This window comes from Halomonas sp. XH26, from assembly GCF_024138895.1.
Lineage (GTDB): Bacteria > Pseudomonadota > Gammaproteobacteria > Pseudomonadales > Halomonadaceae > Vreelandella > Vreelandella alkaliphila.
Map to the genome: position 1 here is coordinate 1,057,157 of NZ_CP071889.1, position 26,262 is coordinate 1,083,418.

General features: G+C 51.3%; 31 protein-coding genes. 19 read left to right on the forward strand and 12 right to left on the reverse strand.

Going from position 1 to position 26,262, the window contains the following annotated elements; genetic code table 11:
* Nucleotides 1-87: 87 nt before the first annotated feature.
* From J4377_RS04840 to J4377_RS04855, 4 genes are all read left to right on the forward strand, one after another.
* Entirely contained in the window at nt 88-627 is a 540-nt protein-coding gene (locus tag J4377_RS04840) for a YaeQ family protein (protein WP_231657407.1), read from the forward strand.
* Nucleotides 628-823: 196 nt separating this feature from the next.
* On the forward strand, nt 824-1,813 hold the full coding sequence (locus J4377_RS04845) for a lipid A deacylase LpxR family protein (protein ID WP_253487183.1): 990 nt from the start codon (nt 824-826) through the stop codon (nt 1,811-1,813).
* Between the two features lie 26 nt (nt 1,814-1,839).
* Entirely contained in the window at nt 1,840-2,160 is a 321-nt protein-coding gene (locus J4377_RS04850; protein ID WP_253487185.1) for a hypothetical protein, read from the forward strand.
* A 152-nt stretch (nt 2,161-2,312) separates the two neighbouring features.
* Nucleotides 2,313-2,630 carry a DUF6693 family protein gene (locus tag J4377_RS04855; protein WP_253487187.1) on the forward strand — a complete coding sequence of 106 codons (318 nt, stop codon included), beginning with the start codon at nt 2,313-2,315 and terminating at the stop codon, nt 2,628-2,630.
* A 247-nt stretch (nt 2,631-2,877) separates the two neighbouring features.
* On the opposite strand, the gene J4377_RS04860 is transcribed toward J4377_RS04855, so the two are convergent.
* The 3 genes from J4377_RS04860 to yghU all read right to left on the reverse strand — a co-directional run bounded on the left by J4377_RS04860 (nt 2,878) and on the right by yghU (nt 5,365).
* The gene (locus tag J4377_RS04860) at nt 2,878-3,942 is read right to left on the reverse strand and encodes a linear amide C-N hydrolase (RefSeq protein ID WP_120385540.1); all 1,065 of its coding nucleotides are present in this window, start codon (nt 3,940-3,942) and stop codon (nt 2,878-2,880) included.
* Between the two features lie 167 nt (nt 3,943-4,109).
* Nucleotides 4,110-4,340 carry a DUF2798 domain-containing protein gene (locus J4377_RS04865; protein WP_038482296.1) on the reverse strand — a complete coding sequence of 77 codons (231 nt, stop codon included), beginning with the start codon at nt 4,338-4,340 and terminating at the stop codon, nt 4,110-4,112.
* Between the two features lie 161 nt (nt 4,341-4,501).
* The gene (gene yghU, locus J4377_RS04870) at nt 4,502-5,365 is read right to left on the reverse strand and encodes a glutathione-dependent disulfide-bond oxidoreductase (protein ID WP_038482299.1); all 864 of its coding nucleotides are present in this window, start codon (nt 5,363-5,365) and stop codon (nt 4,502-4,504) included.
* Nucleotides 5,366-5,519: 154 nt separating this feature from the next.
* Here yghU and J4377_RS04875 point away from each other — a divergent pair, with 154 nt between their 5' ends.
* A complete protein-coding gene (locus J4377_RS04875) occupies nt 5,520-6,215 on the forward strand; it encodes an aspartate/glutamate racemase family protein (protein ID WP_253487189.1) in 696 nt (231 codons plus the stop codon).
* On the opposite strand, the gene J4377_RS04880 is transcribed toward J4377_RS04875, so the two are convergent.
* Both J4377_RS04880 and J4377_RS04885 read right to left on the reverse strand, forming a co-directional pair.
* A complete protein-coding gene (locus J4377_RS04880; protein ID WP_231657411.1) occupies nt 6,212-6,637 on the reverse strand; it encodes an organic hydroperoxide resistance protein in 426 nt (141 codons plus the stop codon). The genes J4377_RS04875 and J4377_RS04880 overlap by 4 nt on opposite strands.
* A 173-nt stretch (nt 6,638-6,810) precedes the next feature.
* The gene (locus tag J4377_RS04885) at nt 6,811-7,260 is read right to left on the reverse strand and encodes a MarR family winged helix-turn-helix transcriptional regulator (RefSeq protein ID WP_038482309.1); all 450 of its coding nucleotides are present in this window, start codon (nt 7,258-7,260) and stop codon (nt 6,811-6,813) included.
* A gap of 249 nt (nt 7,261-7,509) precedes the next feature.
* On the opposite strand from J4377_RS04885, the gene J4377_RS04890 reads away from it, so the two are divergent.
* From J4377_RS04890 to J4377_RS04915, 6 genes are all read left to right on the forward strand, one after another.
* On the forward strand, nt 7,510-8,583 hold the full coding sequence (locus tag J4377_RS04890; RefSeq protein ID WP_038482312.1) for a TRAP transporter substrate-binding protein: 1,074 nt from the start codon (nt 7,510-7,512) through the stop codon (nt 8,581-8,583).
* Nucleotides 8,584-8,655: 72 nt separating this feature from the next.
* Nucleotides 8,656-9,282, forward strand: a complete 627-nt coding sequence (locus J4377_RS04895; RefSeq protein ID WP_095602457.1) for a TRAP transporter small permease — start codon at nt 8,656-8,658, stop codon at nt 9,280-9,282.
* Between the two features lie 2 nt (nt 9,283-9,284).
* Nucleotides 9,285-10,565 (forward strand): TRAP transporter large permease, encoded by a 1,281-nt coding sequence (locus J4377_RS04900; protein WP_009722466.1) that lies wholly within the window; start codon nt 9,285-9,287, stop codon nt 10,563-10,565.
* Nucleotides 10,566-10,577: 12 nt separating this feature from the next.
* Nucleotides 10,578-11,102 (forward strand): gluconokinase, encoded by a 525-nt coding sequence (locus J4377_RS04905; protein WP_084183663.1) that lies wholly within the window; start codon nt 10,578-10,580, stop codon nt 11,100-11,102.
* Nucleotides 11,103-11,234: 132 nt separating this feature from the next.
* Complete coding sequence (gene gntR / locus J4377_RS04910; RefSeq protein WP_120387285.1) at nt 11,235-12,230, forward strand: gluconate operon transcriptional repressor GntR; 996 nt, start codon at nt 11,235-11,237, stop codon at nt 12,228-12,230.
* Nucleotides 12,231-12,336: 106 nt separating this feature from the next.
* Entirely contained in the window at nt 12,337-13,182 is an 846-nt protein-coding gene (locus J4377_RS04915; protein ID WP_095602454.1) for an MOSC domain-containing protein, read from the forward strand.
* Here the strand turns inward: J4377_RS04915 and J4377_RS04920 are convergent.
* Nucleotides 13,136-14,041 carry a DMT family transporter gene (locus J4377_RS04920; protein WP_253487191.1) on the reverse strand — a complete coding sequence of 302 codons (906 nt, stop codon included), beginning with the start codon at nt 14,039-14,041 and terminating at the stop codon, nt 13,136-13,138. The two genes, J4377_RS04915 and J4377_RS04920, sit on opposite strands and share 47 nt — an antisense overlap.
* A 247-nt stretch (nt 14,042-14,288) precedes the next feature.
* Here J4377_RS04920 and J4377_RS04925 point away from each other — a divergent pair, with 247 nt between their 5' ends.
* From J4377_RS04925 to J4377_RS04935, 3 genes are all read left to right on the forward strand, one after another.
* On the forward strand, nt 14,289-15,077 hold the full coding sequence (locus tag J4377_RS04925; protein WP_009722471.1) for a MotA/TolQ/ExbB proton channel family protein: 789 nt from the start codon (nt 14,289-14,291) through the stop codon (nt 15,075-15,077).
* A 3-nt stretch (nt 15,078-15,080) separates the two neighbouring features.
* A complete protein-coding gene (locus J4377_RS04930) occupies nt 15,081-15,968 on the forward strand; it encodes a flagellar motor protein MotB (RefSeq protein WP_253487193.1) in 888 nt (295 codons plus the stop codon).
* Nucleotides 15,969-16,073: 105 nt separating this feature from the next.
* Nucleotides 16,074-16,496, forward strand: a complete 423-nt coding sequence (locus tag J4377_RS04935; protein ID WP_038482328.1) for an OsmC family protein — start codon at nt 16,074-16,076, stop codon at nt 16,494-16,496.
* Between the two features lie 226 nt (nt 16,497-16,722).
* On the opposite strand, the gene J4377_RS04940 is transcribed toward J4377_RS04935, so the two are convergent.
* Nucleotides 16,723-17,193, reverse strand: a complete 471-nt coding sequence (locus J4377_RS04940) for a PRC-barrel domain-containing protein (protein WP_253487195.1) — start codon at nt 17,191-17,193, stop codon at nt 16,723-16,725.
* A 482-nt stretch (nt 17,194-17,675) separates the two neighbouring features.
* Here J4377_RS04940 and J4377_RS04945 point away from each other — a divergent pair, with 482 nt between their 5' ends.
* A complete protein-coding gene (locus J4377_RS04945) occupies nt 17,676-18,641 on the forward strand; it encodes a L,D-transpeptidase family protein (protein ID WP_038482333.1) in 966 nt (321 codons plus the stop codon).
* Here J4377_RS04945 and J4377_RS04950 read toward each other — a convergent pair.
* The 4 genes from J4377_RS04950 to J4377_RS04965 are packed head-to-tail and all read right to left on the reverse strand — an operon-like array spanning nt 18,634 to nt 22,219.
* Nucleotides 18,634-19,302, reverse strand: a complete 669-nt coding sequence (locus tag J4377_RS04950) for a response regulator transcription factor (protein WP_038482337.1) — start codon at nt 19,300-19,302, stop codon at nt 18,634-18,636. The genes J4377_RS04945 and J4377_RS04950 overlap by 8 nt on opposite strands.
* 32 nt (nt 19,303-19,334) lie before the next feature.
* Nucleotides 19,335-20,867: an ATP-binding protein gene (locus J4377_RS04955; protein WP_120385535.1), complete on the reverse strand. Its 1,533-nt coding sequence runs from the start codon at nt 20,865-20,867 to the stop codon at nt 19,335-19,337.
* 6 nt (nt 20,868-20,873) lie between these two features.
* Entirely contained in the window at nt 20,874-21,563 is a 690-nt protein-coding gene (locus J4377_RS04960; protein ID WP_253487197.1) for a 2OG-Fe(II) oxygenase, read from the reverse strand.
* On the reverse strand, nt 21,560-22,219 hold the full coding sequence (locus J4377_RS04965; protein WP_253487199.1) for a CoA pyrophosphatase: 660 nt from the start codon (nt 22,217-22,219) through the stop codon (nt 21,560-21,562). Before J4377_RS04965 ends, J4377_RS04960 begins: the two co-directional genes overlap by 4 nt.
* Nucleotides 22,220-22,313: 94 nt before the next feature.
* On the opposite strand from J4377_RS04965, the gene J4377_RS04970 reads away from it, so the two are divergent.
* Entirely contained in the window at nt 22,314-22,871 is a 558-nt protein-coding gene (locus J4377_RS04970) for an NUDIX hydrolase (RefSeq protein WP_038482349.1), read from the forward strand.
* A 60-nt stretch (nt 22,872-22,931) separates the two neighbouring features.
* Here J4377_RS04970 and J4377_RS04975 read toward each other — a convergent pair whose 3' ends face one another.
* The gene (locus J4377_RS04975) at nt 22,932-23,243 is read right to left on the reverse strand and encodes an NGG1p interacting factor 3 protein, NIF3 (RefSeq protein ID WP_038482352.1); all 312 of its coding nucleotides are present in this window, start codon (nt 23,241-23,243) and stop codon (nt 22,932-22,934) included.
* A gap of 96 nt (nt 23,244-23,339) precedes the next feature.
* On the opposite strand from J4377_RS04975, the gene J4377_RS04980 reads away from it, so the two are divergent.
* The 3 genes from J4377_RS04980 (at nt 23,340) to J4377_RS04990 (ending at nt 26,207) form a co-directional block, all read left to right on the forward strand.
* Complete coding sequence (locus J4377_RS04980) at nt 23,340-23,492, forward strand: hypothetical protein (RefSeq protein WP_176472049.1); 153 nt, start codon at nt 23,340-23,342, stop codon at nt 23,490-23,492.
* 12 nt (nt 23,493-23,504) lie between these two features.
* Nucleotides 23,505-24,350: a fructosamine kinase family protein gene (locus J4377_RS04985; protein ID WP_253487201.1), complete on the forward strand. Its 846-nt coding sequence runs from the start codon at nt 23,505-23,507 to the stop codon at nt 24,348-24,350.
* Between the two features lie 381 nt (nt 24,351-24,731).
* Nucleotides 24,732-26,207, forward strand: a complete 1,476-nt coding sequence (locus tag J4377_RS04990) for a TolC family outer membrane protein (RefSeq protein ID WP_253487203.1) — start codon at nt 24,732-24,734, stop codon at nt 26,205-26,207.
* Nucleotides 26,208-26,262: the final 55 nt, after the last annotated feature.

Below are 26,262 nucleotides of genomic sequence, written 5' to 3' on the forward strand. Positions count from 1 at the left end.
GTGCTTTACTTATTTGCAGCGCTTCGGATATGCCCTGTGTTTCGATAAATCCGCTACACTGGCGCAAATTTTAGATGGATATTTCCAATGGCGTTGAGTGCTACCCCTTACAAAGTTGATGTCAACCTGACCGACCTTGATCGCAATGTCTATGAGACGCTGCGTTTTACCGTGGCTCGGCACCCTTCTGAAACCGAAGAGCGGATGTGCGCACGTTTAATCGCCTACCTATTGTGGTACAACGAAGCGCTCGCTTTTGGTCGTGGCCTTTCCGATGTGGACGAACCCGCCTTGTGGGAAAAAAGCTTGGATGGCCGCGTGCTGCATTGGATAGAAGTAGGTTTGCCGGATGCCGAGCGTCTTACTTGGTGTTCACGCCGTGCGGAGCGGGTGTCACTATTAGCTTATGGGCGAGTAGATCTTTGGGAAAATAAAGTGTTACCGGCGGTGGCGTCGCTTAAGAATGTACATGTAGCGGGGCTACCGCAAGAGGCACTTGCTACTATCGCAGAGGGTCTGCCACGGTCCATTAACTGGGCAGTCATGATCAGCGACGGCTCGCTGTTCATTACCGATGAGAATGGCCAGCATGAAGTAACTCCTCAGTGGCTTCTCCGGGATCGTTAGAAAGTTCAAAGCTAGCGAGTGGCCATGCATGGTGTGGCGACGTTTTTTTCACGACAGGATGTCGTGATAGGCATTGAGTTAGCGATGTAGATAGCAAGAAAGTACGCTTGCTATCTATTCGTGCCATTACATACAATCATTCATGTTTGTTAATAATTGATCGCTCTTGCTTTCCCCAATACTCAAGGATTGAGCCATGAATAATACCTCTGCTCTAGGCAGAAAGGTGCTGCTGCTTATTTTACCGTTAAGCCTAATACCCACATTGACCGTGGCAAGCGACAGCTCTCTGTCGGTAAAGTTTGAAAATGATGGTTTTGCCAGTAGCGATGACGGCCACTTTACCAGTGGTTTCGAGCTTAACTGGACCTTTACGCCGCAAGAAACAAATTGGCTACAGCGCCTTGCGACAGCGCTGCCCGATAGCCTTATCGGCAGAGCGGATAGAGCGTCTTATCGTTTGATTCACCAGATTTATACGCCGAACAATATCGAGCGCCGCGCGTTGATCGAGGATGATCGCCCCTATGCAGGTCTTGTCTACGGCGGAGTGTCGCTCTATGAAGACGTGCCGATGGGGCAATGGACACAAGCTACTGATTTACATCTCGATATTGGGCTCGTGGGACCATCCTCCCTTGCTGACAGTATTCAGCGTGAAGTACACCGTGTCACCGATAGCGATCGTCCTCGAGGCTGGAAAAATCAGCTGGGCGATGAGGTGCTGGTGAATGTAACCGTTCGTCGCCAATGGTGGAATGACATACCGCTAGCCGGTAAACAGTTTTCCCACGGCCCCAGTGTGGGGGCAGCGTTAGGCAACTTGTATACCTATGCCAGTGCTGGCTATAGCGTACGTTGGGGGGCCGATGCCGAAGGTATTCCTTCGCTGACACCCAACCCAGGTAGTCGTCACCTAATGAGTGGCCATCGTGGGTGGCAGTGGTATCTGTTTGCAAATGTAGAAGGCTATTACATGGCGCAGAACCTAACACTGGATGGTAATACATTCAGAGATAGCCACTCCGTTGACCGTGAAGAATGGGTAGCAGAAGCCTCCGCAGGGCTTGCCATGGCCTGGGAGGACTGGCAAGTAACGTATGCTGCTGTTCAGCGTACTCGTGAATTTGACGGACAAGATGAGCAGGACAAATTCGGGGCGATTACGTTAACGAAACGCTTTTAAGAAAACTACAAGCGAAGGGGAGCGGTATGGCCAATAAGTATCCACATACGCCGGATGGCCGCTATTTTATAGCTAAAAACCAGCTATGGCGCTGTACCGACCCCCGATTGAGCGATGACGAGAAACGTACCCACATAAAGACACTGATGAAAGCCCGTCGAGCGGTGCGCAATGCTCAGCAACAAAACGATGAAATAGCGCTACGCCAAGCACGCGAGGCGGTGCAGTCTGCCAAGAAACTGCTGGGGGAGCGTGGTCCGGTATGGTGGCAAGACGGCGCCCCCGATGAAGGTGGTCTTGCCCCTCACAATAGTTCTTATGCAGAGTGGTGGGCGTCGCACTCCTAAAAGGCACGGGTTCAAGCTTGAACGGTGTTAGTGTCTCTTGCTAAATGATTAAAAATCATAAATTTATAGCCATAACGGAAGTTTTCCATTCACGCCTACACAAGTGGATGGTAATCTGCGCCACTTTATTTCTTAACACTTAAGGGCGCACCATGAATATTAAAGCGAATCTCTCTATTCTAGATATTATTGGCCACTTGTTGATTTGGGTGGTGCTAACGATTATTACCTTCGGGATTGCACTGTTTTTCTTCCCCTATTCGTTTTCACGCTTTGTGATTAACCGTACTTCAGTCGTGGATATTACAACAGACGCAGAGCGTAAGATGTTGTGTGATATCAATATTTTTGGCAATATTGGTCATATTATTTTGTGGATGATTATCTCAATTTTAACGTTTGGTCTTGGATATATTTTTTACTTCTATCGTGTTTGGAATTACGCACTGAATAACTCTCGTATTCAGTAAGTAGAAGGTGTTTTTAAGGAACCACTGATCAATTCGGTTCTGAGCGGCTGAGGGGCTCAGAGTGACTCAATCACCGTATCGGCGGTCATTTTCCGATCGCCTCATGTGGTCTGCCTTTCTTGGCAGCCGAGTTACTACGTCTTGGCTCACGTTTAGCCAAGTCAAGGAAGATATCTATTGTTGAGTTGTACAAATGGAAGAAATTGATCCGACTGCGCCACATGGTGATGCCGCAGTCGGAGAGAGATCAGTTGACTGGTTCGAACTGGAAGGGGGCGGCGGGGGTAAAACTTCCTGAAACTTCGCCCTCTTGCAGGGACGTCATGTCCACGCCGAGATCAAGCATCCGCACGCCGGCTTCGGGCGAGAAGTCCAGATTTTTCAGTTCCACCCAGAAAAGGTTCGGTGAAATCGCGGATTCGACGTAGAACACCTGATCTCTGTGATCGGCCACCACCCGCCACCGCGTCGTAGACAGGTTCGGAGCATCAGGAGTGCTGATTCCAAAGGGGACCGAGGCGTTGCGGATCACACTCATCGCGGCGGCTACGGCGATCCGTGGATCGGCCGATTGCTCTACCATGTTGATATATGTGTCGGCGCGCACAAAACGGTCGGGCGAACGTGTCGTGCCGGGCAGAACCTCGCGCGGGTTGACATCCTGCCAATAGCTGACAAGCGCCAGTTGTTGATCATAGGGCGGATCGTTGGTCATGGTGCGGTATTCGGGGCCGTGGTGGATGACCAGCTTGCCGTCCAGCCATTCCAGGATGGCGCTGTCGCCGGTGGCATCCGACAGAGACAGGTGCACCTTGGCCAGGCGGCCTGGCTGATCGGGCACATCCGCTGTCACCACGTTGAAGGGATTATTTTCCATATCGGCCACCGCCTCGGCGACGCTGCCGTAGCTGTCAAGAAAATACTGCGCCCAAATTGAAAGGGACATTTGCGGGGTGGTGCCGTCATCTTCGGGGTATTCTGATGCGACCAACCACAGCATGTTAGCGACCAGACCGGCTTCATTCATGCCATCCACGGTCGAGAAGTCATAGCCCGACACAATCATGCTGCCGTATTTTGATGTCCATTCTAAAGAACGCGGTCCCGCTTCGCCATTCCGAGCCATGCCTCGCGGGAACACCCACAGATTGGAGAGCATCGGCATGCTCCAATCCATCGAGCGTGCGGTCAGGATGCGCTCCTCTGGGCCGTGATAGACAACGCGTGTACAAGCTTCGGCGATTGAAGCGATTGCAACCGACAGCAACGCCGCATAGGCCAGACTGCGCCAAACTGAATTGTGTCTTTTCAAAACATTGATCTCCCATCAAATATGACGACCAGTCCACGCGACTGGTGGTGCGGCACCACTCGTAAAATTGTCGGCTCCACCAATGCTGTTGGTCAAGTCAAAAACAAGCAGGTGCTCAGCTTAGGTGTTTAGTATAGAAGATTAGTGTGAACGGTTAGTTTAGGCGGTCAGTGTGGGTGCTTAATAAGCACCTTAACCAATCGCCGTACAATAGGAGATACTAGGTTAATGACCGGTAGAGCAACCGCAAAAGCAAATAGCCATGCCTTCAACCAAACAAAGGCAATGCCCTCGATGAAGCCGACATTGTAGAGCGTAATCACCAGCGACATAATGCACGACATAAACAGTGCCATTAAGAAAGAAAATATCAGCTGGGCGTATTTTGGATCAAACATGGACTGCCTCTGTCAGACACACTATGAATAATGAAGTAAAAATTGCTAACTAAATCAGGATCGATAATGCAGTAAAGAGCGATAGTGGAACACGGTAAATCGCCATCCTTAGCGATTGCTAGCCAATGCGGCCGCCTTACCGGTTCACAGTTGTCTTGGGTTTAACGTTTATCTTCGGTCTTGTGATCAAAATCACTGGCATCGTGGCGCTCGTGGAGCTGTTCGCCAGGCTCTCCCCAGGTGCGGTTAACCATTCGGCCACGTTGAACGGCAGGGCGTGCGTCAATCTCATCGGTCCAGCGTAAGACGTTCTGATAGGTATGAGCTTCTAAAAACTCAGCGGCTTCATACACGCGGTTTTTTACCAGTGCGCCGTACCATGGGTGAATTGCCATATCCGCGATGGTGTACTCATCACCCGCCATAAAGCGGTTATCCGCTAAGTGGCGATCCAGTACATCCAACTGACGTTTCACTTCCATGGTATAGCGATCAATCGGGTACTGGTATTTTTCTGGTGCGTAAGCATAAAAGTGACCAAAGCCGCCACCAAGCATGGGCGCGCTGCCCATTTGCCAAAATAACCAGGATAGGCACTCGGTCCGCTTCGCCGGGTCATTGGGTAAGAACGCACCAAATTTCTCAGCCAAATAAAGCAGAATCGCACCTGACTCAAAGACCCGCTGGGGCGGGGTGGTGCTGTAATCCATTAGCGCTGGAATCTTAGAGTTGGGGTTTACCTCAACAAAGCCACTGCCAAACTGATCACCTTCGCCAATTTGTATCAGGTGAGCATCGTATTCCGCTTGTTTAATACCCTGTTCCAGCAGCTCTTCAAGCATTACGGTGACTTTTACGCCGTTTGGGGTTGCAAGAGAGTAAAGCTGCAGTGGATGCTTACCCACGGGTAATACTTTCTCGTGGGTCGCACCAGCAACGGGGCGATTGATGTTAGCGAATTTTCCACCGTTACCAGGTTCCCATTTCCAAACTCGCGGTGGCGTATAGGTCGTGTTGTCGCTCATGATGTCCTCGCTATTCCTACAATAAAAAAGGGCGGTGCAGCGACTCACCCGAAATGTTGCGGCTACTAAGGCGTTATGGGGCCTTAAAACGTGGGTACAAGGATAGTGTGTTGTTAGCCTGATAATAAATAGTTATTTACCATGGAGAAATGTTATGCGGACTATTGGCGTATTAGGCGGTATGAGCTGGGAGTCGACACAAAGCTATTATCAGGCGCTGAACCAAGGCGTTAATCAGGCACTCGGCGGTTTCCACTCGGCGCAGATTGTGATGGTAAGTGTCGATTTTGCTGAAATAGAAACTCTGCAAAAACAGGGCGATTGGCAGACTGCTGGCCAGTTACTCGCAAGCGCCTCCAAACGCATTGAAAAGGCTGGAGCAGAATGTTTGCTGTTGGCCACCAATACCATGCACAACGTCGCGCCTGCGATTGAGTCCGCTATTCAGATTCCCTTTTTGCACATCGCCGATGCTACCGGGGAAAAATGTCAGATTGATGGCGTGGCTCGGGTTGGATTGATAGGCACCCGTTTTACGATGGAGCAGGAGTTTTATAAGGCGCGCTTAAAAGAGCGCTTTGGGATTGATGTCGTCATTCCGAATGAACAAGAGCGTGCTGAGATTCATCAAGTCATTTTCGACGAGCTATGCCATGGTCATATCCGCGCTTCATCGCGTGAGCGTTATCTGGATATTATGACGTCGCTACACCAGCAAGGTGCTGAGGCGATCATTCTAGGTTGTACTGAGATAGCGCTATTGGTCGAGCAGAAACACACCCAGATACCGCTTTATGACACCACCGCTCTGCACGCAAGCAAAGCGGTGGAGTGGGCGCTAGGTAATTAAACCAGCGTCAGTGTGACATCGATATTTCCGCGGGTAGCGTTGGAGTAGGGGCAAACAATATGGGCTTTGTCGACCAGAGTTTGGGCAACGTCTTTTTCAAGACCAGGCAAGCTGATTTTTAGCTCAACTTCAATACCGAAGCCAGTGGGAATGGCGCCAATACCCACACTGCCATCGATCTGAGTATCGTCGGACAGTTTAACTTTTTCCTGGCTGGCGACGTGCTTAAGAGCACCTAAAAAGCAAGCAGAGTAGCCCGCAGCAAACAGCTGTTCGGGGTTGGTGCCTTCACCGCCGGCGCCACCTAGCTCTTTGGGTGTGCTGAGCTGAACATCCAGCGCGCCGTCAGAGGACTTAGCATGGCCCTCGCGGCCGCCAGTGGCGTGAGCATGTGCGCGGTAAGCAACAGTTTCAATAGACATAGATTATTTCCTAAACTTGGTTGTTATGGACGTGGTTGTTATGGACATGGTTGTTATGGACATAGTTATTATGAGCCATGGCGTGCGTTTGGGATTTTAATTTAGTGCAGCTTTATTTTGCGCGCAAGTAAATAGCTGAAGAAATTACCTACCCGGTCACAACGTTCAGCGGGTTACTTGACCTTAAGTAAGTTTTCGCGCAGTTGGACTAAATCCTCTTTCAGTTGGTTGAGTGCTTCAACCGACGTTTTGCTGGCGTTGACGACACAGCCAGGGATATGGCGCGCCTGTTCACGAAGCGAGCGGCCTTTATCGGTCAGGAATAACTCGACGACACGTTCATCTTGCAGGCTACGTTGCCGGATAAGTAGCTGGTCACTTTCAAGCCGTTTTAGTAGTGGCGTTAATGAGCCAGGATCTGTAAGTAAGCGTTTGCTTAGGGCACCTACTGTTAGGCCATCTTCTTGCCACAGTACCAGCATGGCGAGGTATTGCGGGTAAGTGAGCCCCAGCTCTTTGAGCAGAGGTTTATAAACTTTGGTCATCATCAGTGATGTTGAATACAGCGCAAAGCAGAGCTGGTGATCTAGCTCTAATTCGCTACAAGGGTCTAGCGCTGGCATCTCGACTCCAGGACAGGGTGCATAACGCGTAATGTAGCGCGCGGGGAAGTGAGTAGCTATCCCTAGACGTTGGTCGTAAGTTGGACGTTTTGTTTTGACACCGAGTGCTGCGATGGCTAGCCTTCACGTATCGAATGTTACCGGTAACAATTTGTTGGAACATAAACCGCAAACCTAATGGCCGATACGATTCGATAGCCTTTCGGTAAATAGCCAACCAACAACAACGACTATTCTGGAGATAACGTCATGACAACGATTTGGCGCAGCACGCTTACTCTGGTCGGCGCGACCACTCTGACTTTTGGCATGGCACATGCGCAAGGCCCTGAACTTTCTGATCCGCCCGCGATTGAAGGCGACGTAGTGGCTGACCACGGAAGCCACACTCTGCGTATGGGCATTGGCCTGTCCGAAACATCGCCGCAGTTTCTCTCTAGCCAGTACTTCGGTGAAATTCTTGAGCAGCGTACCGATGGTCGTATTACGGTCAATGTTTTTCCCAACAGCCAATTGGGCGACGATGTCCAAATGATGGAAATGCTGCAAACCGGCACGTTGGATATGACCTATCCTTCAAGCTCTGCAACGACTGGGTACGTGGAGGCACTGTCAGCATTTGATTTGCCGTTCCTACTACCGAGCCGAGAAGCCGCAGTGGCTGTTATGCAGAGTGACGTGGCTCAGGGAATGCTGGATGCGTTCGAGGGTACAGGCTTAAAAGCGCTGACGTTCTCTGAAAACGGCTATCGTCAGTTGTCTAACAGTGCACGCCCTGTCGAATCACCAGAAGATGTGGCGGGCCTGGACGTTCGCGGCCTCAGTGTTCGTACGATGCAAAACCCGGTTCACCTGGCAATTTGGGAAGCGTTAGGTGCCAACCCAACACCAATGGCCTTCGGCGAGCTATTTTCGGCGCTTGAGCAAGGCGTTGTAGACGGCCAGGAAAACCCGTGGAGCACCATCCTTACTTCTAACTTCAATGAAGTGCAGGATTACGGCACTGAAACGCGTCACGTTTATACGCCATTTATCATGATGCTTTCCGAGCGTACCTGGAACCGCATGGCGCCTGAGTATCAAGCGCTGGTGCAGGAAGCCGCCCGACAGTCGGCTGAGTACGAAATCCAACTTTCTGCCGAGTATGACGACTGGTCGCGTGATCAGTTAGAAGCACGCGGTATGCAAATTACCCGCTTAGATGATGAGCAGTTAGCCGCTTTCCAAGACGCCGTGCAGCCTGTTTATGAAGAGTGGGCGCCGCGTATCGGTGAAGATCTGATCGCTGAAATTCAACAAATCGTCGAAGACAGCAGCCACTAATCTGCTGCGTATAGCGCACCATCGGGCAGGCCCACACGCCTGCCCGACTTGTCAGTGCCCCTCGGAGTTCTTATGACTACCTCCTCTACTCCCCCAAACGTGGTGACCTCTACAGCACCAACGTTGGAAGATCCGTCGGTTTATTTGAACGACCCTAATCGCAAGCTGCTTGAAATTGATACTGAGACGCGTCAGGGTCCTGCGCTGTTCCGCTGGTTAACACTCGCTATGGAGTATTTGATTGGCGCTATTTTGGCGGCGCTGATTGTCGCGGTTTCCAGTAATGTCGTTGGCCGCTCTGTGTTCAATCATTCACTGCCTTGGGTCGATGAGCTAGCGCGCATGCTGTTTATTTGGCTGGTCTTTATCGGCGCAGCGGCGGCGTTTGCACGCTATGAGCATATTGCTGTCGATGCGCTGGTGAGACGTTTGCCATTGCGTGTTGCGCACATGCTCTATTTCTTACAACACCTGATTATTACTGGATTGATGCTAGTGATGATTTGGGGTGGTTATCAAGTGCTCACGCGCTCAAGCGGACGCTCCGCGATCATGGGCGTACCGCTAAGTTTGGTCAGCCTGTCGTTGGTGTTGTGCGTCATTTTTATCGCGGCGGTATCGCTCTGGCGTATGTGGATCAGCGTGGGAGTTATCCGTCAACCACATCGCCAATCGGCTGACTTGCCAGGGGAGCGTTAATCATGCTGTGGATTTTTCTAGCCATATTATTGGCGTCTATTGTGATTGGTTTGCCGATTGCGTTTGGCCTAGGGGTAGCAGCCTTAGTCATGGCGGTGCTGTCTGATATCCCGCTATCGATTATGATTGAGCAGTCAATTCGTGGCGTGAATAGCTTCCCGCTACTGGCGATTCCCTTCTTTATTCTCGTCGGCGAAGTGATGAGTAATGGTGGCATTGCACGACGCTTGATGGAGCTTGCTGGCGCGTTAGTTGGCTTTATGCGCGGCGGGCTTGGCCAGGTAGCCATTACCGGTTCGATGTTTTTTGGCGGGATCAGCGGTTCGGCGGTTGCGGATACCGCAGCGACCGGCGCGATGATGATCCCCTCAATGAAACAGCAAGGTTACACCGCCGCAAATGCCACGGCGATTAACACCGTATCGTCGGTGATCGGCATTATTATTCCACCGTCTATACCGCTTATTTTATATGGCATTGTTACCGAGACGTCGATCAGTCGTCTGTTTATCGCGGGGATTGTGCCTGGCCTGTTAATTGGCGCGGCGCTAATGGTGACCACCTTTATTCTAGCGAGCAAGCAGGGTGGCGGCGTTCGCCAATTCCGCTGGGATCGCTTGTGGAAAGCGTTTAAGGATGCCTGGCTAGCCCTGGTACTTCCTGTGATCGTTATTGGCGGCATTATTGGCGGCGTGTTTACCGCCACAGAAGCCGCCGTTGCTGCGCTGCTCTATTCGTTGGCGATTTCCCTGCTGGTATACCGTGAATTTAAGCTCAGCGAGTTGGGCGGTATGTTAATTCGCACCGCAAGGCTTACTGGCATGGTGATGATGTTGTTGGCTTTTGCCACCGTTATTGCCTGGTTTTTAACCATTAACATGGTTCCACAAACCTTAGTGCGCCAAGTACAGGCGATTACCCAGGAGCCGTTTTTGCTGCTGCTGATTGTGGCGGGGCTACTGCTGTTGGTGGGGTTTGTAATGGATCTAACGCCAGCCATGGTGATTATGGCGCCAATGCTTGCACCGATCGTGACATCGGTGGGTGTTGATGCCGCTTACTTTGGCGTTCTAATGGCCTTTATTTTAGGCATTGGGTTGTTAACCCCGCCAGTTGGTACCTGTCTGTACGTTGGGTGTGGTGTCGGCAAGGTGTCTATGGAGTCTCTGGTAAAAGCCATGCTGCCTTACTACGCCGCCTTGATCGTTGTTCTGGTGGTGCTGATTGCGTTCCCTGGCATCGTTACTTGGCTGCCTGACCTCACCGCCGTGCGCGGCAATTGATAGGAGCATCGAGTGAATAAGCCATCACATCGTATTCTTGTCATGGGCGTTTCTGGATCAGGGAAGTCGCATATCGGACAACAGTTAGCAGCAGAGCTGGGCGCAACGTTTATTGACGGTGACGACCATCATTCACCGGCTAATGTGGCGAAAATGGCCAGCGGCACGCCACTCAATGACAACGATCGTCGGGACTGGCTGGCAACGCTTGCTGACTTGTTCGCGGCTCATAAAGCGCGCAATGCGTCCGTGGTCATCGCCTGTTCCGGCCTTAAAAAACGCTATCGGGATCGCCTGCGCGAAGGTGACCCTGCGCTGCATGTTTTATATCTAGAAGGAAGCCATGCGCTTCTGCGTGAACGGTTAGCAACCAGGGCAGGGCACTTCTTTAAAGGTGATAATATGCTGGCAAGCCAGCTCGCCGATTTAGAGCCGCCAAGCAGTGATGAAGCGATGACGGTCTCCATTGCGCTATCGCCTAGCGAGATTGTCGAGCACTTTACGGCGGCGCTAGCGCCTACGCTACGCGTTCATTAGGCTAAAGGATGGGATAGGCGAGGGGCCGTACTATTCGCTATGGTATGGCCCCTGCGCCTTCAACAGTCCTGTATTTAGCAGGTTTACGTAGTTAACAGGCTTACGCACTTAACAGAACAGTCAGTGACGCCATTGAAGAAAAAACGCCCGACATTACAAGATATTGCTGATCGCGTTGACGCGACAAAAATGACCGTCAGTCGCTGCTTGCGGGACCCTGATACGGTATCAGAAGGACTTCGCGAACGTATTTTCAGCGTTGCTGAACAGATTGGCTATATTCCCAATCGGGCACCAGACCTGCTTTCTCGGGCTACCAGCCACTCTATCGGCGTGTTGGTACCATCGCTGACCAACCAGGTATTTGCTGATGTCATTGTCGGTATCGAAGCGTACACCGAGCCTGCCGGCTATCACTTGATGCTCTCTCACTACGGTTACAGCCCTGAGCTTGAAGAGCGCAGTTTGGCCTCGCTGCTCTCTTATAATGTGGATGGCGTCATCTTGTCTGACCGCGATCACACGCCGCGTAGCCTGCGGATGTTGGAGACAGCCGGTATTCCTATTGTGGAAATTATGGATACCCGTCGCCCGCCACTACAGCAGGCGGTGGGGTACGATAACGTGCAGGCCGCTTACGATATGGTCAGTGAGATGATTCGCCGTGGCAGGCGTCAGGTGATTTATCTGGCTGTGCGTCTGGATGAGCGGACACGCCAGCGTGAGCAAGGCTATCGCCAAGCTATGGAAGAGCAAGGGTTAACGCCGATAACGCTGCAGAGCAGTCAGCGCTCTTCCTATAGCGTCGGGGCGGCGCTCATGCAGGAAATTCAACGAGATCACCCTAGTGCCGATGGTGTTTTCTGTACCAATGACGATGTTGCGGTTGGGGCTTACTTTGAGTGTTTGCGCCATGGCATTAATGTCCCCGAACAGATGGCGATTGCTGGGTTTCATGGCCACGATGTCGGCCAGGCGATGAGCCCGCGCCTTGCCAGTGTCATTACACCTCGGCAAGCCATTGGGGAAGTCGCTGCGAAAGCGCTATTGTCGCGCATTCGTGGCGAAGCACCTGAACACCAAGTAATGGATTTGGGGTATCGAATTGAGACGGGTAAAACACTTTAGTTTCTAGATAGCTAGCGGCGAGCCAGTAAACTCGATAGGCTGTTAATTAAAGATTGGTCATTAAAAAAGCCATTAAAAAAATCGCTATAGAGAGCATGAGACCGCCGTGAATATTACCCAGCTCATTGTCTATCCGGTTAAATCCTTAAAGGGAATTAACGTTACCCAAAGTGAACTCCATGGCCATGGGTTGGCCTGGGATCGCCGGTGGATGTTAGTGGATGCTCAGCAGCGTTTTGTCACCCAGCGCCAGCTACCAGAGCTTGCGACCATCGCGGTTGAATTAACCGATCAAGCACTGGTGCTCTCTCACCCCAAGGTAGATCCGATCGCGATTCCCCTTGAAGACCCCCAAGGCAATTTGCGTCTTGTAAAAGTGTGGAACGACCACTGCAAAGCACTGCCAGAAAGCGAAGATGTATCGCACTGGCTGATGGCGGCGTTAGGTGAGCAAGCACAAGGCATCAGTTTGGTGCGCTTTGCTACAGAGTTTACGCGTTCTGTTGAAGAGGATTTTCTGGCGGGAGGCGAGGCTCATACCTACTTTTCTGATGGCTACCCTTTCCTGATAACCACCACCGGCTCTCTGGATGCTTTGAATCAAGCACTTGTTGCCAATGGACAATCCCCTGTACCGATGAACCGTTTTCGGCCGAATATTGTGGTCGACTGTGATGATGCCTGGGCGGAAGACCAGTGGGCAACACTCGCGGGTGAAGGCGGCTATGAGCTGACGCTTCGTAAGCCCTGTCAGCGCTGCAAAATCACCACGGTTGATCAGCATACTGGCACCATACCGGCGCAGGCAGAACCACTGAAAACACTGCTTTCTCTGAACACTCAGCCTCACCTGAAGGGTGCTCACTTTGGCCAAAATGCCACGCTGACCACAGGGCAAGGAGGCACTATTCGTGTGGGGGACGAGGTGGTGTCAACGCACCGCGAGACCTAAACTTTAATAGCCGGGTGGCAATGGCGGTGCCTGACAGGGTAATCACCATCCCAGTCACCACTTGAAGGCTAAGCGTTTCATCAAGCAGTAAATATCCCCACAGTAGCGCGCTGACAGGAATCAAAAAGGTAACGGTTGACGTGGCGGTAGCGCCTGCGCTGGCTAAAAGTCCGAAGTAAAGCAGGAAGGCTAGTGTGGTGCTTAGCATCGCTAGCGCCAGGGCGTTGCTCCAGGCGAGCATGCTGACAGGCTCGCTAGGCCAGAGCAGCAGACCAGGTACGAGTAATATCAATGCTGACATCGCGCTGCTACCGGCCGCCAGCACGCGGCTGGGTAGATGACTCAAGCGCGTTTTCGAGTAGTTACCGGCAAGCCCATAACAAAACGTCGCGCCGAGTACGGCAACAATAAACCAGCCGTCGCCGCCTAGGGCGAAGTCTAGCCGATCAGCAGAAAGCACATACACACCAAACAACGCCAACGCTAACCCTAGATATTGTTGGCGTTGTATGGGCGTGGCAAAAAAAGCAGCGCCCAATAACGCGGTAAAAATCGGTGTAGTGGCGTTAATAAGTGACGTAAAACCCGCCTCTAAACGAGTCGTTGCCAACGCCAGTAATGAAAAAGGTAGCACATGGTTAATGATACCCAGTATCAATAGCGAACCTTTATGCTGCCAAATTAGCGTTAGATAGCGCAGGCTCATTAGCAACGGTACTAAGAGCAATGCGCCGATGCCCATTCTTATTAGCACGAGCGGGACTGGGCCAAACTCCGGTACTGCGACGCGCATAAAAATAAACGACAGTCCCCATAGGGAGGAGAGCAAAACCAAACGCAGCGCATCAGCCGATGACATGATGTGTCCTTAGATTCATTGCGGCGACCATAGGTGTGGTGAGTGCCATAGTGCTGCTCAGCTTAACGATAAAGCGTTGGAAAGCGAATACCCAAGACTGCCCGTGCATCAGCATTTGCTAAAAAAGAGTTAGTGCGTTTGTCAATCTGTGTAACGTTATCGATTTGGCGTTGACGCTGTTGCAAGGAAACTCTACTGTCTCGGCAAATCGCTAGTTAGCATTTTTTTACATTCTTGAGGGAAGGCCGTGGATCTCGCAACGCTAATAGGTTTGGTAGGGGCTGCTGTGTTAGTGGGGGCCTCTGTAATCATGGGCACTTCGCCTGAGGTGTTTATGAACCCGACGGGGTTGCTGCTAGTGGTCGGGGGAAGCCTGTTTGTTGTGTTGGCGAAGTTTAGTATCACCCAATTTAAATTTGCCTTAAAAGCGGCGGCGCGGGCGTTTAAATTCCAGTTGCCTAGCGTTCAAGCAAGTATCGATGAATTAGTCGAGCTGGCGAAAGTTGCCCGCCGTGAGGGGATGATTGCGTTAGAAAGCCGAGAGGTGAATTCTCCGTTTCTTAAGAAAGGCCTACAAATGTTGGCCGACGGCTACAGCGCCGAAATGATTAAAGATATGATGGAAAAAGAGCGCCTGTTGACGCTGGAACGAAACGAAGCAGGCGGCCAAGTATTTTCGGCGTTAGGTGAAGTGTCTCCCGCGATGGGAATGATTGGCACCCTGGTAGGTTTGGTACAAATGCTTTCCAATATGGGCGACCCTTCTTTAATTGGGCCTGCTATGGCGGTTGCTCTGTTAACCACCTTATATGGTGCAATGATTGCAACGATGATCGCCAACCCGATCGCTCAAAAACTATGGGTGCGGATGAACCAGGAAGCCAAAATGCAGGAGCTGTGGATCGACGCGCTGATTGCCATTAAGAGCGATAAAAATCCACGAGTGCTTGAGCAAATGCTGACCATCTATTTGCCCCCTGAGCACCGTGGCTTGCCAGGTTCAGGTGAAACCGGCCCTGCTGGCGAGCGAACGTAATCCATGGCGCAAAAACAGACCAATATTCCTGCTTGGATGGTGACATACGCAGATTTAATGTCGCTATTGTTATGCTTTTTTGTGTTGCTATTGTCGTTTGCAGAAATTGATGCTGAAAAGTTTCGCCGTGTGGCGGAGGAGCTATCAAAAGCCTTCGGCGTGCAGCGCGATGTTGAGGCTACCCAAATCCCTATGGGGACCAGTGCGGTATTCCAGCAGTTTTCTCCAGCAGTACCTGACCGCACCTTGTTAGACGAAGTGCGACAACGAACTACCCAGCAGCAACCACAGTTGGAATCCATGCGTAGCATGCTGGATGTACAACGACAGCAGCGAACCCTTCAAGTGGCCGCTAGTCTCGAAGATTTGCTTAAAGCATCGTCGTTAGAAGGTGTTGCCGACATTGAGGTCGATCAGTTTCGAGTGGTCGTCAGGATTTCTGAGCAGGGCACATTTGGCTCTGGTAACGCCGATGTCATGCCCGCGTTTGCTGATCTGCTGGAAGAGCTGGCAACGGTATTAGCCGCTGTCACCGGAACGGTTTCAATTGAGGGGCATACGGACAACGTGCCTATCCGCACGTCCCGTTTTCGAAGTAACTGGGATTTGTCCGCGTTGCGTGCGTCTTCTGTTGCAAACGTGCTTGTTGCCACTGAAGAGCTAACGGCAGAGCGACTGATGATACAAGGCTTCGCTGATACTAGGCCGTTGGCTTCCAATGACACGCCTGAAGGGCGGGCGGACAATCGCCGCGTTGAGTTAAGGATCGATCTTAACGAATCTTTTGAAGAGCGTGGAGAGCGTTCCATTCGATCACTGCAGGGCATTACAGAGCAAAGCAGTACAGAACGTGATGTAGCTGCACAATTAGACAGTCTGTCTGCCGAGTAAATTCGGCAGCGGCGATAGAATCAGCTACGCTGATTGAGTTGGCGGACGTAGTGTTTGCGTCCTTAAAACGAGTTTACGCTAACTATCAAAGGAAAGGAGAACGGAATGGATAGTAAAGCAAGCGCACGTTGGGAAGGTGGACTCAAAGATGGTCAAGGCAATGTGGCGACGGAAAGTGGAGCATTGGATGCTGGCTATTCGTTCAAACAGCGCTTTGAAGGAGCACCCGGCACCACACCGGAAGAGTTAATTGGCGCTGCCCATGCAAGCTGTTTCTCAATGGCGCTTTCCATGATTCTTGGAGAGAAAGGCTTTACCGCTGATGCTATTGATACCAATGCGCGTGTAACGCTTTCACAAAGTGCAGATGGTTTCGATATTTCCAGTATTCATTTGGACGTTGTAGCCAGCGTAAGCGGTGCCGATGACGCAGCCTTTCAAGAAGCTGCTGAAACAGCTAAAGCGAACTGCCCTGTTTCCAAAGTATTAAATGCTGACATTACTATGGACGCAACCTTAAAGGGGTGATTCGAACGCCAGATAACGCCGAAAAGCGCTGCAGACATGCAGCGCTTTTTTATGATCTCTTTTTCGGGGAAGCACAATAGCCGCTTCAAGCACTTATGAAAAAGCACTTATGAAAAAGCGCTTATGAAAAGGCACTTGTGAAGAGGGCTTTGCATCTAAGCAAGGCCCTATAGCAGTCGAGTTTAACAGGATTTATGTTTGCGAAAGCCGCTTGTTAAAACACGCGTTACTCGTCGTCATTTTCGCTGTTATTCATCTCAGTATCGCGTTCTGTATGAAGGTCATTGCCACGCTCATACTCTTCGGCACTTTCCAACGCTTCTTGAGAGGCGTTTACCGATATAATGTAATCTTCGCCATCTTCATCCTTGGTAAGTTCAAGCGAATCCCATTCGATAGCGACATCTTTTTCGCCCATACCAAGGAAACCACCAACGCCGACAACAACAGCATTAATTTGCCCATCCTCATCAATGATTAAATCATTGATGGTGCCGATGTCTTCATCGTTTTCAACGCTGCTTTTTACTTGATTGCCCGTCAGAGAGTCTGAGTGGAAAGTTCCTTGCGGCGCTTGGGTCAAGTAAGAAGCTTCCATGGGGGGCTGGTTGTCATTACTCGCGTGGGCAACGCCAGCAACACCAGCGATGGTAATAAAGGTAGGAATAACCAGCGTGCTGAGAAAAGTCGTTTTCATCGTGTTGCTCCTTGCATTTTTATGAAGGGGTTAACAACTGTCTGTTAATCCCTAAGTAACGTAGTAGCGATAAACTGGTTGGCGTTTTTCGTGCTCCTTGCTAGCCAACGCTACCCAGTCGGTTCCTTTTGATGGGTGGCGCTACTGTTCCTGTTGGTGATGAGTGAAGCCCGACACGTTGCTGTGCACAGGCACTTCTAAAGGTAGGTGCTATGAGCTGTATTGCAACGCTAATGAAGAACTCTTAACTAAGATCAATTCAAATGCACATCAGCGTTAAACCAGGACGTGTTAGATTTATTAATAAACGTTAAAATCACTCTCAATGAGACGTCTCACCCACGTTGGCCGTTGAGATTGCTGCGACAGTCTATCGAATTGACCCATTCAGACCGCTTGTTCATATTCGTACGCAAATTGTCCCCACTGCAGCCTGCTCAACAGCAGGTAGCGCCTTGGGACCATATAATAAAGGAGACCCCATGACAGTTGCCGCGCGGTATCAAACGCTTCGACAGGTTAAAAAATTGTGGGCTAGCAGCGTAGCTCTGGGAGCTTGGTTGTTTGCATCCAGTGCCGTTGCTAGTGAAAGTGAATTACCCAAAGGCCACTTTTTGCTCCCTGATGAAGGGAATATGGTGGGCGAGGTGTATACCGTTACGGCGAAAAAAGAGGATACCCTGCTCGACATTGCCCGTGAGCATAATGTGGGTTACGAAGAGATTCGTATGGCCAATCCAGATACCAGTATTTGGATACCTGGCGAAGGTACTGAGGTGAAAATACCCGGCCAATATATTCTGCCAGATGAGCCGCGTACTGGCATTGTGATTAATGTTGCTGAGCTTAGACTCTATTATTATCCAGAGGTGGAAGAGGGCAAGGCGCCGCGAGTAGAGACGTATCCTATTGGCATTGGTCGCGATGCGTATAATACGCCGCTGGGCATTACTAAGACCACTATGCGTCTTGAGAACCCTGCATGGTATCCACCTGAGTCTATTCGCCAAGAAGCTGCTGAGCGCGGTGATCCTGCGCCCGCGGTTGTTCCACCAGGTGAAGATAATCCGTTAGGGCAATACGCTATTTTGCTGGATATCCCAGGCTACTTAATTCATGGCACTAATCAGCCAGACGGTATTGGCATGCGTGCTAGCCGGGGCTGTATTCGGATGCACCCAGAAGACATTGAGTCTGTATTCTGGCGTGTTCCAGTAGGTACGCAGGTAAACATTATCGACAGCCCCGTTAAGGTGGGCTGGGAAAGTAACGGAAATGCCTATGTTCAAGCTTTTACGCCCACGGATGAACAGAGTTTTGGTATGGAAACGCTGTTAGAAGTGGTTAGCCTAATTGAGGCTCATGAAGGTAATGAGCACGGCATTGATTACGAGCAGGTGCGTAATGTGCTGGAAAAAGCCAATGGCCAGGTTGTTCCACTTAGCTAGGCCGTTCGCTATGAACATGGGGGGCGCTGAGCGAGGAAACGAGCTCCAGCGCCACCGCTTGTCGCACCAGCTCTGCCAAATTTGCAGCGTGCATGGCCTTCATGGCTCTTAACCGATAGACCTCGACGGTTTTACCGCTAATCTCCATGTGCTCGGCAATTTCACGACTGGTCATTCCTTCTGCTACATGAATCACAATGCGCTGCTCTTTCGGGCGTAGCGATTGGTAACGTGTTCGCAGCATTGCCAACTGCTGCTTAGCGCGTTGCTGTTGATGAGCATCGCCCAACGCCTGTTGCACGCTGTCAATCAACTGCTGGTGATTAAACGGCTTTTCAATAAAATCAAATGCGCCGTTCTTTAGTGCAGCCACTGCCATGGGGACATCACCATGCCCTGTCATCATAATGACCGGCAGGGTATTGCCTTGATCAACCAACTGCTGCTGCACTTGCAGTCCACTCATTCCTGGCATGCGAACATCAAGCAGCAGGGCGCCCAACTTATCGTGCTGACTCGCTAAGAATTGCTCGCCGTCATGAAACGCTTGAGCGGTTAATCCGACGGATTCAAGCAGCCAAACCAGCGATTCACGCAATGCTTGATCATCATCAACAACCGCGATAGTGGCGGTAGACTGTCGTTCAACACTGCTGGTCATTACTGGCCCCTGTTAATGCACTGATTGCGCATTCATATTGTTTCTGTGCGAAGTGTGATGTCAAAGCAGGCGCCTTTCGCGCTTTGTTGGGGGCGCAGAGTAAGCGCCCCGCCCATGCTCTCAATTAGCGAACGGCTAATTGCCAAGCCCATTCCCAACCCTTCATCGCGGGTGGTGAAGAAGGCATCAAAAATGGTGTCTTGATGTGCTGGCGCTACACCTGGGCCCTGGTCTTCAACGCTAAGAGTCAGCTGTCGATTGCCGCTTTTTAGCGCTGAAACGATGACCTGATCGGCACCAGGGGTATCACGGCTCGCGGTTAGCGCGTTGAGCAATAGGTTAACGATTACTTGCTCAAGGGCAATAGGGTCCGCATAAATACGTGGCAACCCGTGGGGCAATTGTTGGGTAAGTTGAACTGAGGCCTGTTTATACTGCCAGTCGCACAGTTGAAAGGCGGCGGCAATGACCTGTTCAAGCACCAGGGGCCTGACACAGTGGCTGCGTTTACGCACAAAGCTGCGCATATGGCGGAGTCGTTCGGCAAGACGCTGTACTTGCTCATCAATGCGGGCCAGTGGCAGTCGTAGCTCACTGGCGGGTAAGTTGGGCGTGTGCGTTGTTTTCAAAAGGGCGCCACTGGTGTAGTTGGCGATTGCACCAAGGGGCTGATTGAGTTCATGAGCAATATTAGACGCAAGCTCTCCGGCGGCAGCTAACCGATTGGCATGGGCAATTTGTTCTTGGTGCCGACGTGCCTGGGCTTCGGCAGCTTTACGCACGCTAATATCGCGATTAATTAATGCAAAGTGCCCTGGTTCTGCCCCTCGGCTGCGGTGGGTAAGCACGACACTAAGCACGGGAACTAAGCCGTGCGTGCTGAGCATTTCCAGCTCGCCGCTCCAGGAGCCATAGCGTTCAACGGCGGGGAATACCACCTGCTCCAATAGTGCCAACGAGTCACTAGGGTAAAGCGCTGACAGGGCAACTTGCATGGCATCTCGTGGGAGTGAAAAACAGCGCCGTGCCGCTTCGTTGGCACTGAAAATATGCTGATTAGGCCCTAAAAAAAGTACGTAGTCGGTAGTGGATTCGACCACCTGTGCTAAACGCTCTCTTGTGGCTTCGGCATGAACTCGGCGGCTCACGTCCCGAGAGACGCATAAAATATCAATTAGCTCGCCTGTGGCATCATCTCGGCGGGTTCGGCTGGTGGTTTCAAACCAGATGTAGTGACCTGCTTTAGCCCGAAACCGATACGTTTGCTGATAAAAACCGTCGTGATAGTAGACCCGGGGTGATTTGTTCAGCAGATCACTTAGGTCGGCGGGATGAAACAGCTGATAGGCAGACACGCCAATCAGCTCTTCCGGTTCGTACCCTAATAAGTCTCTCGCCGCTTGAGAGGCATATAAAAAAGTACCGTCGCGGGCATGGCGAGATATCAAATCAGTGGTGCTTTCTGCCAGCCACTGATAATGACGTTTCTCTTCTTCTAGCACTGCATTTTGCGCTTCTAGGGCTTTGATTCTGGCGATTAATGTGGCTTCGTTACTGGTGTCCATAGTGTTTCAGCGCGCCGGGTCGAGCACGCCACCCAGCGAGGCGTTGCGCCTAAACCAGCCAGCGATGCTGGCACGCGGATGCTGGGTTGGCAGCACCTCGTGGGGAATGGTTTCGGATAAAAAGCAGGCGAACGTACCTGCTTCAGGCATTACGCGGGCGACTTCCAGAGAAGGGTTGTCGGGGTGATAAATGACCATTTCGCCACCGCCATCTAAGGGCCACTGAGGGTTTAAGTAACCGACGGTTGAAATAACCCGGTTAGCTCGCCCTCGAAAACTGTCTAAGTGGCGTTGATAAAACGCGCCGGGCGGGTAGTGGGCAAAGTGGGCCTCATACTCAAACAACCCCAGGAAAAGCGCTTGATTGAGGGATAGCTGGAGTTCTGCCATGGCGTCAAGGTAGCGGCGCTGGGCTGCGCTTTCTCTATCCAACCAGTGAATGGCATCGCCGCGAATATCTTTGCGAAGGTGATGTTCTTTACCGCGGCCAATGCCAGCCTCATCAAGCACATCGTGTTCGGCCATATGGTTCAGCTCTCGGTGCAGCGCTTGGCAAAGATCAAGGTCTATCACGTTGTTACCCACGTACCAGCCTTGCTCAACGAGCGCATCGACCAGTGCAATATGGGCGATAGGGTTGATCGCTGGGGGGCTATTGCCATTGGGTAAAGAGTTTGGCGCTGAAGAGGCAATCATTTCATGGTTCTCTTAGTCGGCATGCGAGCTGCTTTTGGTAGGCGACTGCTTCTCTCAGGGTAGTGATGTAACGCCCCTGGTGGGCGCTGGTAAAGGTCAATTGGCATGCCAAACCCTTCCGCCAGTAGTTCTACCAGCATCATGGCAGAAAGCCCCCAAATCACGTGGCCGTCGACATGGTAGCTAGGTACGTAGTGAGCAACGCCATCTACCGTTATTACATCGGTGTGGGTGCGCCTGTCGTCTAGAAAATGGCTGAGTGGCACTTCAAAAATGGTGTCTAGTTCTGAGGGATCTGCTACCAATGGTAAATCTGGCGGAATAATGCCGACCCAGGGCGTAACTCGGATGCCATGTAGTGAAATAACGTCTGATAACCTTCCCAAGGGTTGTACAAAGGAAGGCGCTAGCGCAATCTCTTCTTGTGCCTCGCGAAGAGCCGTCGCATAGAGGTCAGTATCGCAGGCCTCGCGTTTGCCGCCAGGAAATGCGACTTGACCACTGTGAGTGCTGAGATGGCTTGCTCGCCGTGTAAACAGCAGCGTGGGCGATGGACGCTCAACAATAGGCATGAGCACGGCAGCCTCAGGCATTACAACGTGGTCTAGCCGTTGGGGGGAGTGCTGTTGCAGTTGTTTGCGCAGTTTCTCTAACATAGGGCTTCCATTTACTTTGTTCTCTTTTACCCAGCAGCGGTTATTGACGTCAAGTACGTTAAAGCCTTGCCCCATCAGCCATAGAGAAAACGCGATGAATTTTTGTAGTCAGTGTGGTGAAAAAGTCCGTTTTGCTGTTCCTGAAGGCGATGACCGTTCGCGCTATTTATGCGATGCCTGTGGCACTATTCATTACCAGAACCCGCGTATTGTGGCGGGGACGCTGCCGGTGATTGACGATAAAATATTGCTGTGTAAACGGGCGATTTCTCCGCGCAAAGGGTATTGGACGCTACCCGCGGGCTATATGGAAAACGCCGAAACCACTCAGCAGGCCGCCGCACGCGAGACCTGGGAGGAGGCCGTTGCAGAGGTCAAACTGGAGGGGTTATACACGCTCATTGATCTGCCTCATATCAATCAAGTGTATATGATTTTTCGTGCAGAGCTTCTCGGTGGCTTTAGCGCAGGCCCTGAAAGCTTGGAAGTAGCGCTGTTCGAAGAGCATGAAATTCCTTGGGATGAGCTTGCTTTTCCAACGATTGAGCGCACGTTAAAGCACTTCTATGAAGACCGTAAAAATGCGCACTACCCGCTGCACATCAGCTCGATTACCCCTGAAGATAGGGAGCGATATTTTGGCAGTGCCTAAGCTTTATTGCTGTTTAGGCGTTGCTAGCAACATCATCTATTAAAGCCTTGTATTACTGAATTACAGCTCGGCCAATTGCCAAACATCATAGGCCACCTCTTCATAGGGGTGGGCTAACTTCAATGCCGCAATCGCTGCCCGTATATACTCATCGCGGCAAACAAGTTCAACCTTCACTTCTTCGACAGTTTCAAGTGACCCTACGTGTCCAATATGGGGGTGTGCGCCCTCTAGCGGGCGGAACTGGCCGGTACCGTGGGTTTGAAAACAGCAGGCCTCATAATCACCAAGTCGGCCAGCTCCTGTCTCAAAGACCGCTTCTTTAACACTCTCGGCATCTTCAACGGGAACAAAAAAAGCAAGCTTGTACATAGTCACCAGTATCCTAATTAATAAACGATTGCGTAAGAGCCCTAGTGGAGGCGTTGTAAGGCAATATTTCAAATTATAGGGCAAGTGAGTGTGTCGATGGATAAACTTGCGGTGATGCGAATGGTTGGGCCAGCATACCGCTGGGGACTTGCGACCATTAATCTAGCCTATTTGATCTATAACCAAGCGCTGCTAGATTTCGATGTGGACTTGGCCTCAATGAGAGGAGCAAGAGTACATGCACCTTGAGCGGAGAGAGTCATGGATGTCACTTTGCGCGATTTACTAGATACGCTGGGATTAATCCCCACTGATAAGCTTCAGCCACTCAGTGGTGGTGACATAGCCGCTGTTTACGCCTTAACTACCCGCCAAGGGCAAGTCGTTATCAAACACGACGATTCCGCGCGATTGCTTGGTGAAGCAGAAGGGCTCCGCGCGCTCAAGGGGGCGGGCACTTCATTAGTGATACCTGAGGTGCTGGGAGAGACGATGGGGTGGCTGGTGATAGAGTCACTCGATACCCAACCCGCAAATACCCAAAGTAGCGTCGCTTTAGGCGAAGGGCTGCGTGAGTTGCATGGTGTGATAGGTGATGCCCATGGCTGGCATCAGGACAATGCGTGTGGGCGTACGCCCCAACCCAACTCCCCACTGGCAGATGGTCGTGCGTTTCAGCGCGAACGGCGTCTACTGCCTCTTACTCAAGCTTGTTATCAGCAGGGCCTACTGAATGGCGCGTTGTGCCGCCGTGTTGAACACCAAGCAGAGCAACTAGAAACATGGCTGCCAGATTCGCCTGCCAGCCTTATTCACGGTGACCTATGGTCGGGTAATGTGCTGACGACCACTAGAGGGCCAGCACTGATTGATCCTGCTGTTTATCGCCATTATCCCGACGTTGATTTGGCCATGCTGACCCTGTTTGGGTCGCCTGGTGCACCTTTTTTTGATGCTTACTGGAACGGCGATAAGCCAACCGACTGGCCAAGACGCGAAGCGCTGTTTCAGCTTTATCCATTGCTTAACCATCTACTGTTATTTGGTTCAGAGTATCGCAGTGCCGTTGAACGCTGTGTAGCAGTGTTGGAAGCTGTTGAGAGTTAATGGGTCAGCGTTTGACGGAGCAATAGTGGTGATGGTGCTGTTTTTCTCGCTTTATTAGCTATCTGTTTGGATTGCCAATTACTCTCGCATGTTGTTGAGAGACTCAAACGCTCACTTGAGTTAGCGTGTTATTTACATTAGCTGTAACACAGTTCACTTAATATTCGAGTGAGCAAAAGGAGTGCTAAAAAGCTGCAAGCTTATGGGGCTTTGGACTAAGGTAATAAAGAGTCTTGTGTTGTGCGGTTATCTATACGTGACGCTGTTCATATATTTAGGCTAAGTTCAAGCCTAGCATACATACATGAATGTAACTATAATGCCACCTTTCAGAATGGCTATCATTATCGCCACCCTACGTTGACACCTAGAGGCAATCCCATGCGACTGGCACACTGGGCAGTCAATGCCCCTTTTCGTCCCCTGCTATTAGCAGTGCTGACATCTTCTTTCATCCTGCCTGCTCAAGCGGCAGATTTAGTCAATATCACCCGCGATGCGCTTAACAATAACGCTGCCTTGGCCTCAGCACGCGCTGAGTTTTCAAGTGTTGAAGCGGCAAGTGATGTGGCAAGTGGTGCCCTGTTGCCTCAGGTAAATGCCTCTGGCAATGTCGTCCATAACCAGCAGTATGAAAGCCAGTCCTCCTCAAGAGGGGGGCAGAGTGCTGGTGCTGCTTCTAATGCAGATGGTGGGGGTGTTGGCGATGATCGTTATAATACGGCGTCGTTAAAGCTTGAAGCGACCCAGGCACTATTTAATGTCGTCACGCGTGAGGAAGTGAATCAGGCTGAGCGTCAGATTGATCAACAAGTGTACCTATTGGCCGCTACTGAACAGCAATTGTTGATTGATGTTGCTACCGCTTATTTTGATATTTTACGTGCCCATGAAGTGCTCGAAGCGCGCTTAGCTCAAGAGCGTGCGATTGGCCGCCAGTTAGAACAGGCCCAGGAACAGTTTGAAGTTGGCCTCATTGCCATCACTGAAGTAGAGGAAGCGCGGGCGAGTTTTGATCAATCCCGCGCTGACCGCATTGCTGGAGAAAGCAATCTTCAGGTGGCATTTGAGGTACTTGAACAACTAACTGGGCAACGTTATGCCAATATCGATGCACTTGGCGACAGCATGCCTATCGCCCTGCCGAGCCCCACGGATCGTAACTATTGGGTAGAGCAAGCAATAGAGCGTAATCCGCAGGTATTAGCGCAGCAGGCGGGTATTGAGCTTTCTCGCGTGGGCGTCGAGCTAGCGCGTGCCGGACGTATGCCGACGGTTCAAGCATTTGCTAACTACCAGTACTCGGACAGCGATAGTGATTTGGTGAGTGGCTACAACACATCAAGCCAAGTGGGTGTCTCAGCGAACTTGCCTATTTATACCGGTGGCAGCACCAGCGCTCGTATCCGCCAAGGTACCTTCCAGTTAGAAAGTAGCCAATACGATTTCGAGTCTCAACGCCGTACGACTATCCAGCAAGTGCGTTCACTCTATACCCAGGTCAGCAACAACGTCGATACCGTTGAGGCTCGTCAGCAGGCAATCGTCTCTAACCGCAGTGCTTTAGAAGCTACCCGTGCCGGTTATGAAGTAGGCACACGTAATATCGTGGACGTGTTGAACGCTGAACAAAACCTCTATAACGCTATCGCCAACTATGCTGAAGCGCGTTATGACTATGTGGTGAACTTGCTCTCTCTGCGTCAGCAGGCGGGCCTGTTAGACGTTGAGGCGATTGAAGAAGTCAATGCGTGGCTAACGGGGGATGAGGTGAACTTCACGCTGCCCGAAAGCGGCGACCCCGACGCCTACCAGCGGGCTATGGATATTGGCGCTCCACCCACGCCGGGCGCATAAGCTAGCGAGTTGTTAGTTTTCTAACATATTAAACAAAACACGCGCTGTGCTGCTA

What these genes read in the sequence shown, in the direction of transcription:
- J4377_RS04840 (WP_231657407.1), top strand. Translation starts at nt 88, where the DNA reads ATGGCGTTGAGTGCTACCCCTTACAAAGTTGATGTCAACCTGACCGAC.
- J4377_RS04845 (WP_253487183.1), top strand. Translation starts at nt 824, where the DNA reads ATGAATAATACCTCTGCTCTAGGCAGAAAGGTGCTGCTGCTTATTTTA.
- J4377_RS04850 (WP_253487185.1), top strand. Translation starts at nt 1,840, where the DNA reads ATGGCCAATAAGTATCCACATACGCCGGATGGCCGCTATTTTATAGCT.
- J4377_RS04855 (WP_253487187.1), top strand. Translation starts at nt 2,313, where the DNA reads ATGAATATTAAAGCGAATCTCTCTATTCTAGATATTATTGGCCACTTG.
- J4377_RS04865 (WP_038482296.1), bottom strand. Translation starts at nt 4,340, where the DNA reads ATGTTTGATCCAAAATACGCCCAGCTGATATTTTCTTTCTTAATGGCA.
- yghU (WP_038482299.1), bottom strand. Translation starts at nt 5,365, where the DNA reads ATGAGCGACAACACGACCTATACGCCACCGCGAGTTTGGAAATGGGAA.
- J4377_RS04875 (WP_253487189.1), top strand. Translation starts at nt 5,520, where the DNA reads ATGCGGACTATTGGCGTATTAGGCGGTATGAGCTGGGAGTCGACACAA.
- J4377_RS04880 (WP_231657411.1), bottom strand. Translation starts at nt 6,637, where the DNA reads ATGTCTATTGAAACTGTTGCTTACCGCGCACATGCTCACGCCACTGGC.
- J4377_RS04885 (WP_038482309.1), bottom strand. Translation starts at nt 7,260, where the DNA reads ATGCCAGCGCTAGACCCTTGTAGCGAATTAGAGCTAGATCACCAGCTC.
- J4377_RS04890 (WP_038482312.1), top strand. Translation starts at nt 7,510, where the DNA reads ATGACAACGATTTGGCGCAGCACGCTTACTCTGGTCGGCGCGACCACT.
- J4377_RS04895 (WP_095602457.1), top strand. Translation starts at nt 8,656, where the DNA reads ATGACTACCTCCTCTACTCCCCCAAACGTGGTGACCTCTACAGCACCA.
- J4377_RS04900 (WP_009722466.1), top strand. Translation starts at nt 9,285, where the DNA reads ATGCTGTGGATTTTTCTAGCCATATTATTGGCGTCTATTGTGATTGGT.
- J4377_RS04920 (WP_253487191.1), bottom strand. Translation starts at nt 14,041, where the DNA reads ATGTCATCGGCTGATGCGCTGCGTTTGGTTTTGCTCTCCTCCCTATGG.
- J4377_RS04930 (WP_253487193.1), top strand. Translation starts at nt 15,081, where the DNA reads ATGGCGCAAAAACAGACCAATATTCCTGCTTGGATGGTGACATACGCA.
- J4377_RS04935 (WP_038482328.1), top strand. Translation starts at nt 16,074, where the DNA reads ATGGATAGTAAAGCAAGCGCACGTTGGGAAGGTGGACTCAAAGATGGT.
- J4377_RS04940 (WP_253487195.1), bottom strand. Translation starts at nt 17,193, where the DNA reads ATGAAAACGACTTTTCTCAGCACGCTGGTTATTCCTACCTTTATTACC.
- J4377_RS04945 (WP_038482333.1), top strand. Translation starts at nt 17,676, where the DNA reads ATGACAGTTGCCGCGCGGTATCAAACGCTTCGACAGGTTAAAAAATTG.
- J4377_RS04950 (WP_038482337.1), bottom strand. Translation starts at nt 19,302, where the DNA reads ATGACCAGCAGTGTTGAACGACAGTCTACCGCCACTATCGCGGTTGTT.
- J4377_RS04955 (WP_120385535.1), bottom strand. Translation starts at nt 20,867, where the DNA reads ATGGACACCAGTAACGAAGCCACATTAATCGCCAGAATCAAAGCCCTA.
- J4377_RS04960 (WP_253487197.1), bottom strand. Translation starts at nt 21,563, where the DNA reads ATGATTGCCTCTTCAGCGCCAAACTCTTTACCCAATGGCAATAGCCCC.
- J4377_RS04965 (WP_253487199.1), bottom strand. Translation starts at nt 22,219, where the DNA reads ATGTTAGAGAAACTGCGCAAACAACTGCAACAGCACTCCCCCCAACGG.
- J4377_RS04970 (WP_038482349.1), top strand. Translation starts at nt 22,314, where the DNA reads ATGAATTTTTGTAGTCAGTGTGGTGAAAAAGTCCGTTTTGCTGTTCCT.
- J4377_RS04975 (WP_038482352.1), bottom strand. Translation starts at nt 23,243, where the DNA reads ATGTACAAGCTTGCTTTTTTTGTTCCCGTTGAAGATGCCGAGAGTGTT.
- J4377_RS04980 (WP_176472049.1), top strand. Translation starts at nt 23,340, where the DNA reads ATGGATAAACTTGCGGTGATGCGAATGGTTGGGCCAGCATACCGCTGG.
- J4377_RS04985 (WP_253487201.1), top strand. Translation starts at nt 23,505, where the DNA reads ATGGATGTCACTTTGCGCGATTTACTAGATACGCTGGGATTAATCCCC.
- J4377_RS04990 (WP_253487203.1), top strand. Translation starts at nt 24,732, where the DNA reads ATGCGACTGGCACACTGGGCAGTCAATGCCCCTTTTCGTCCCCTGCTA.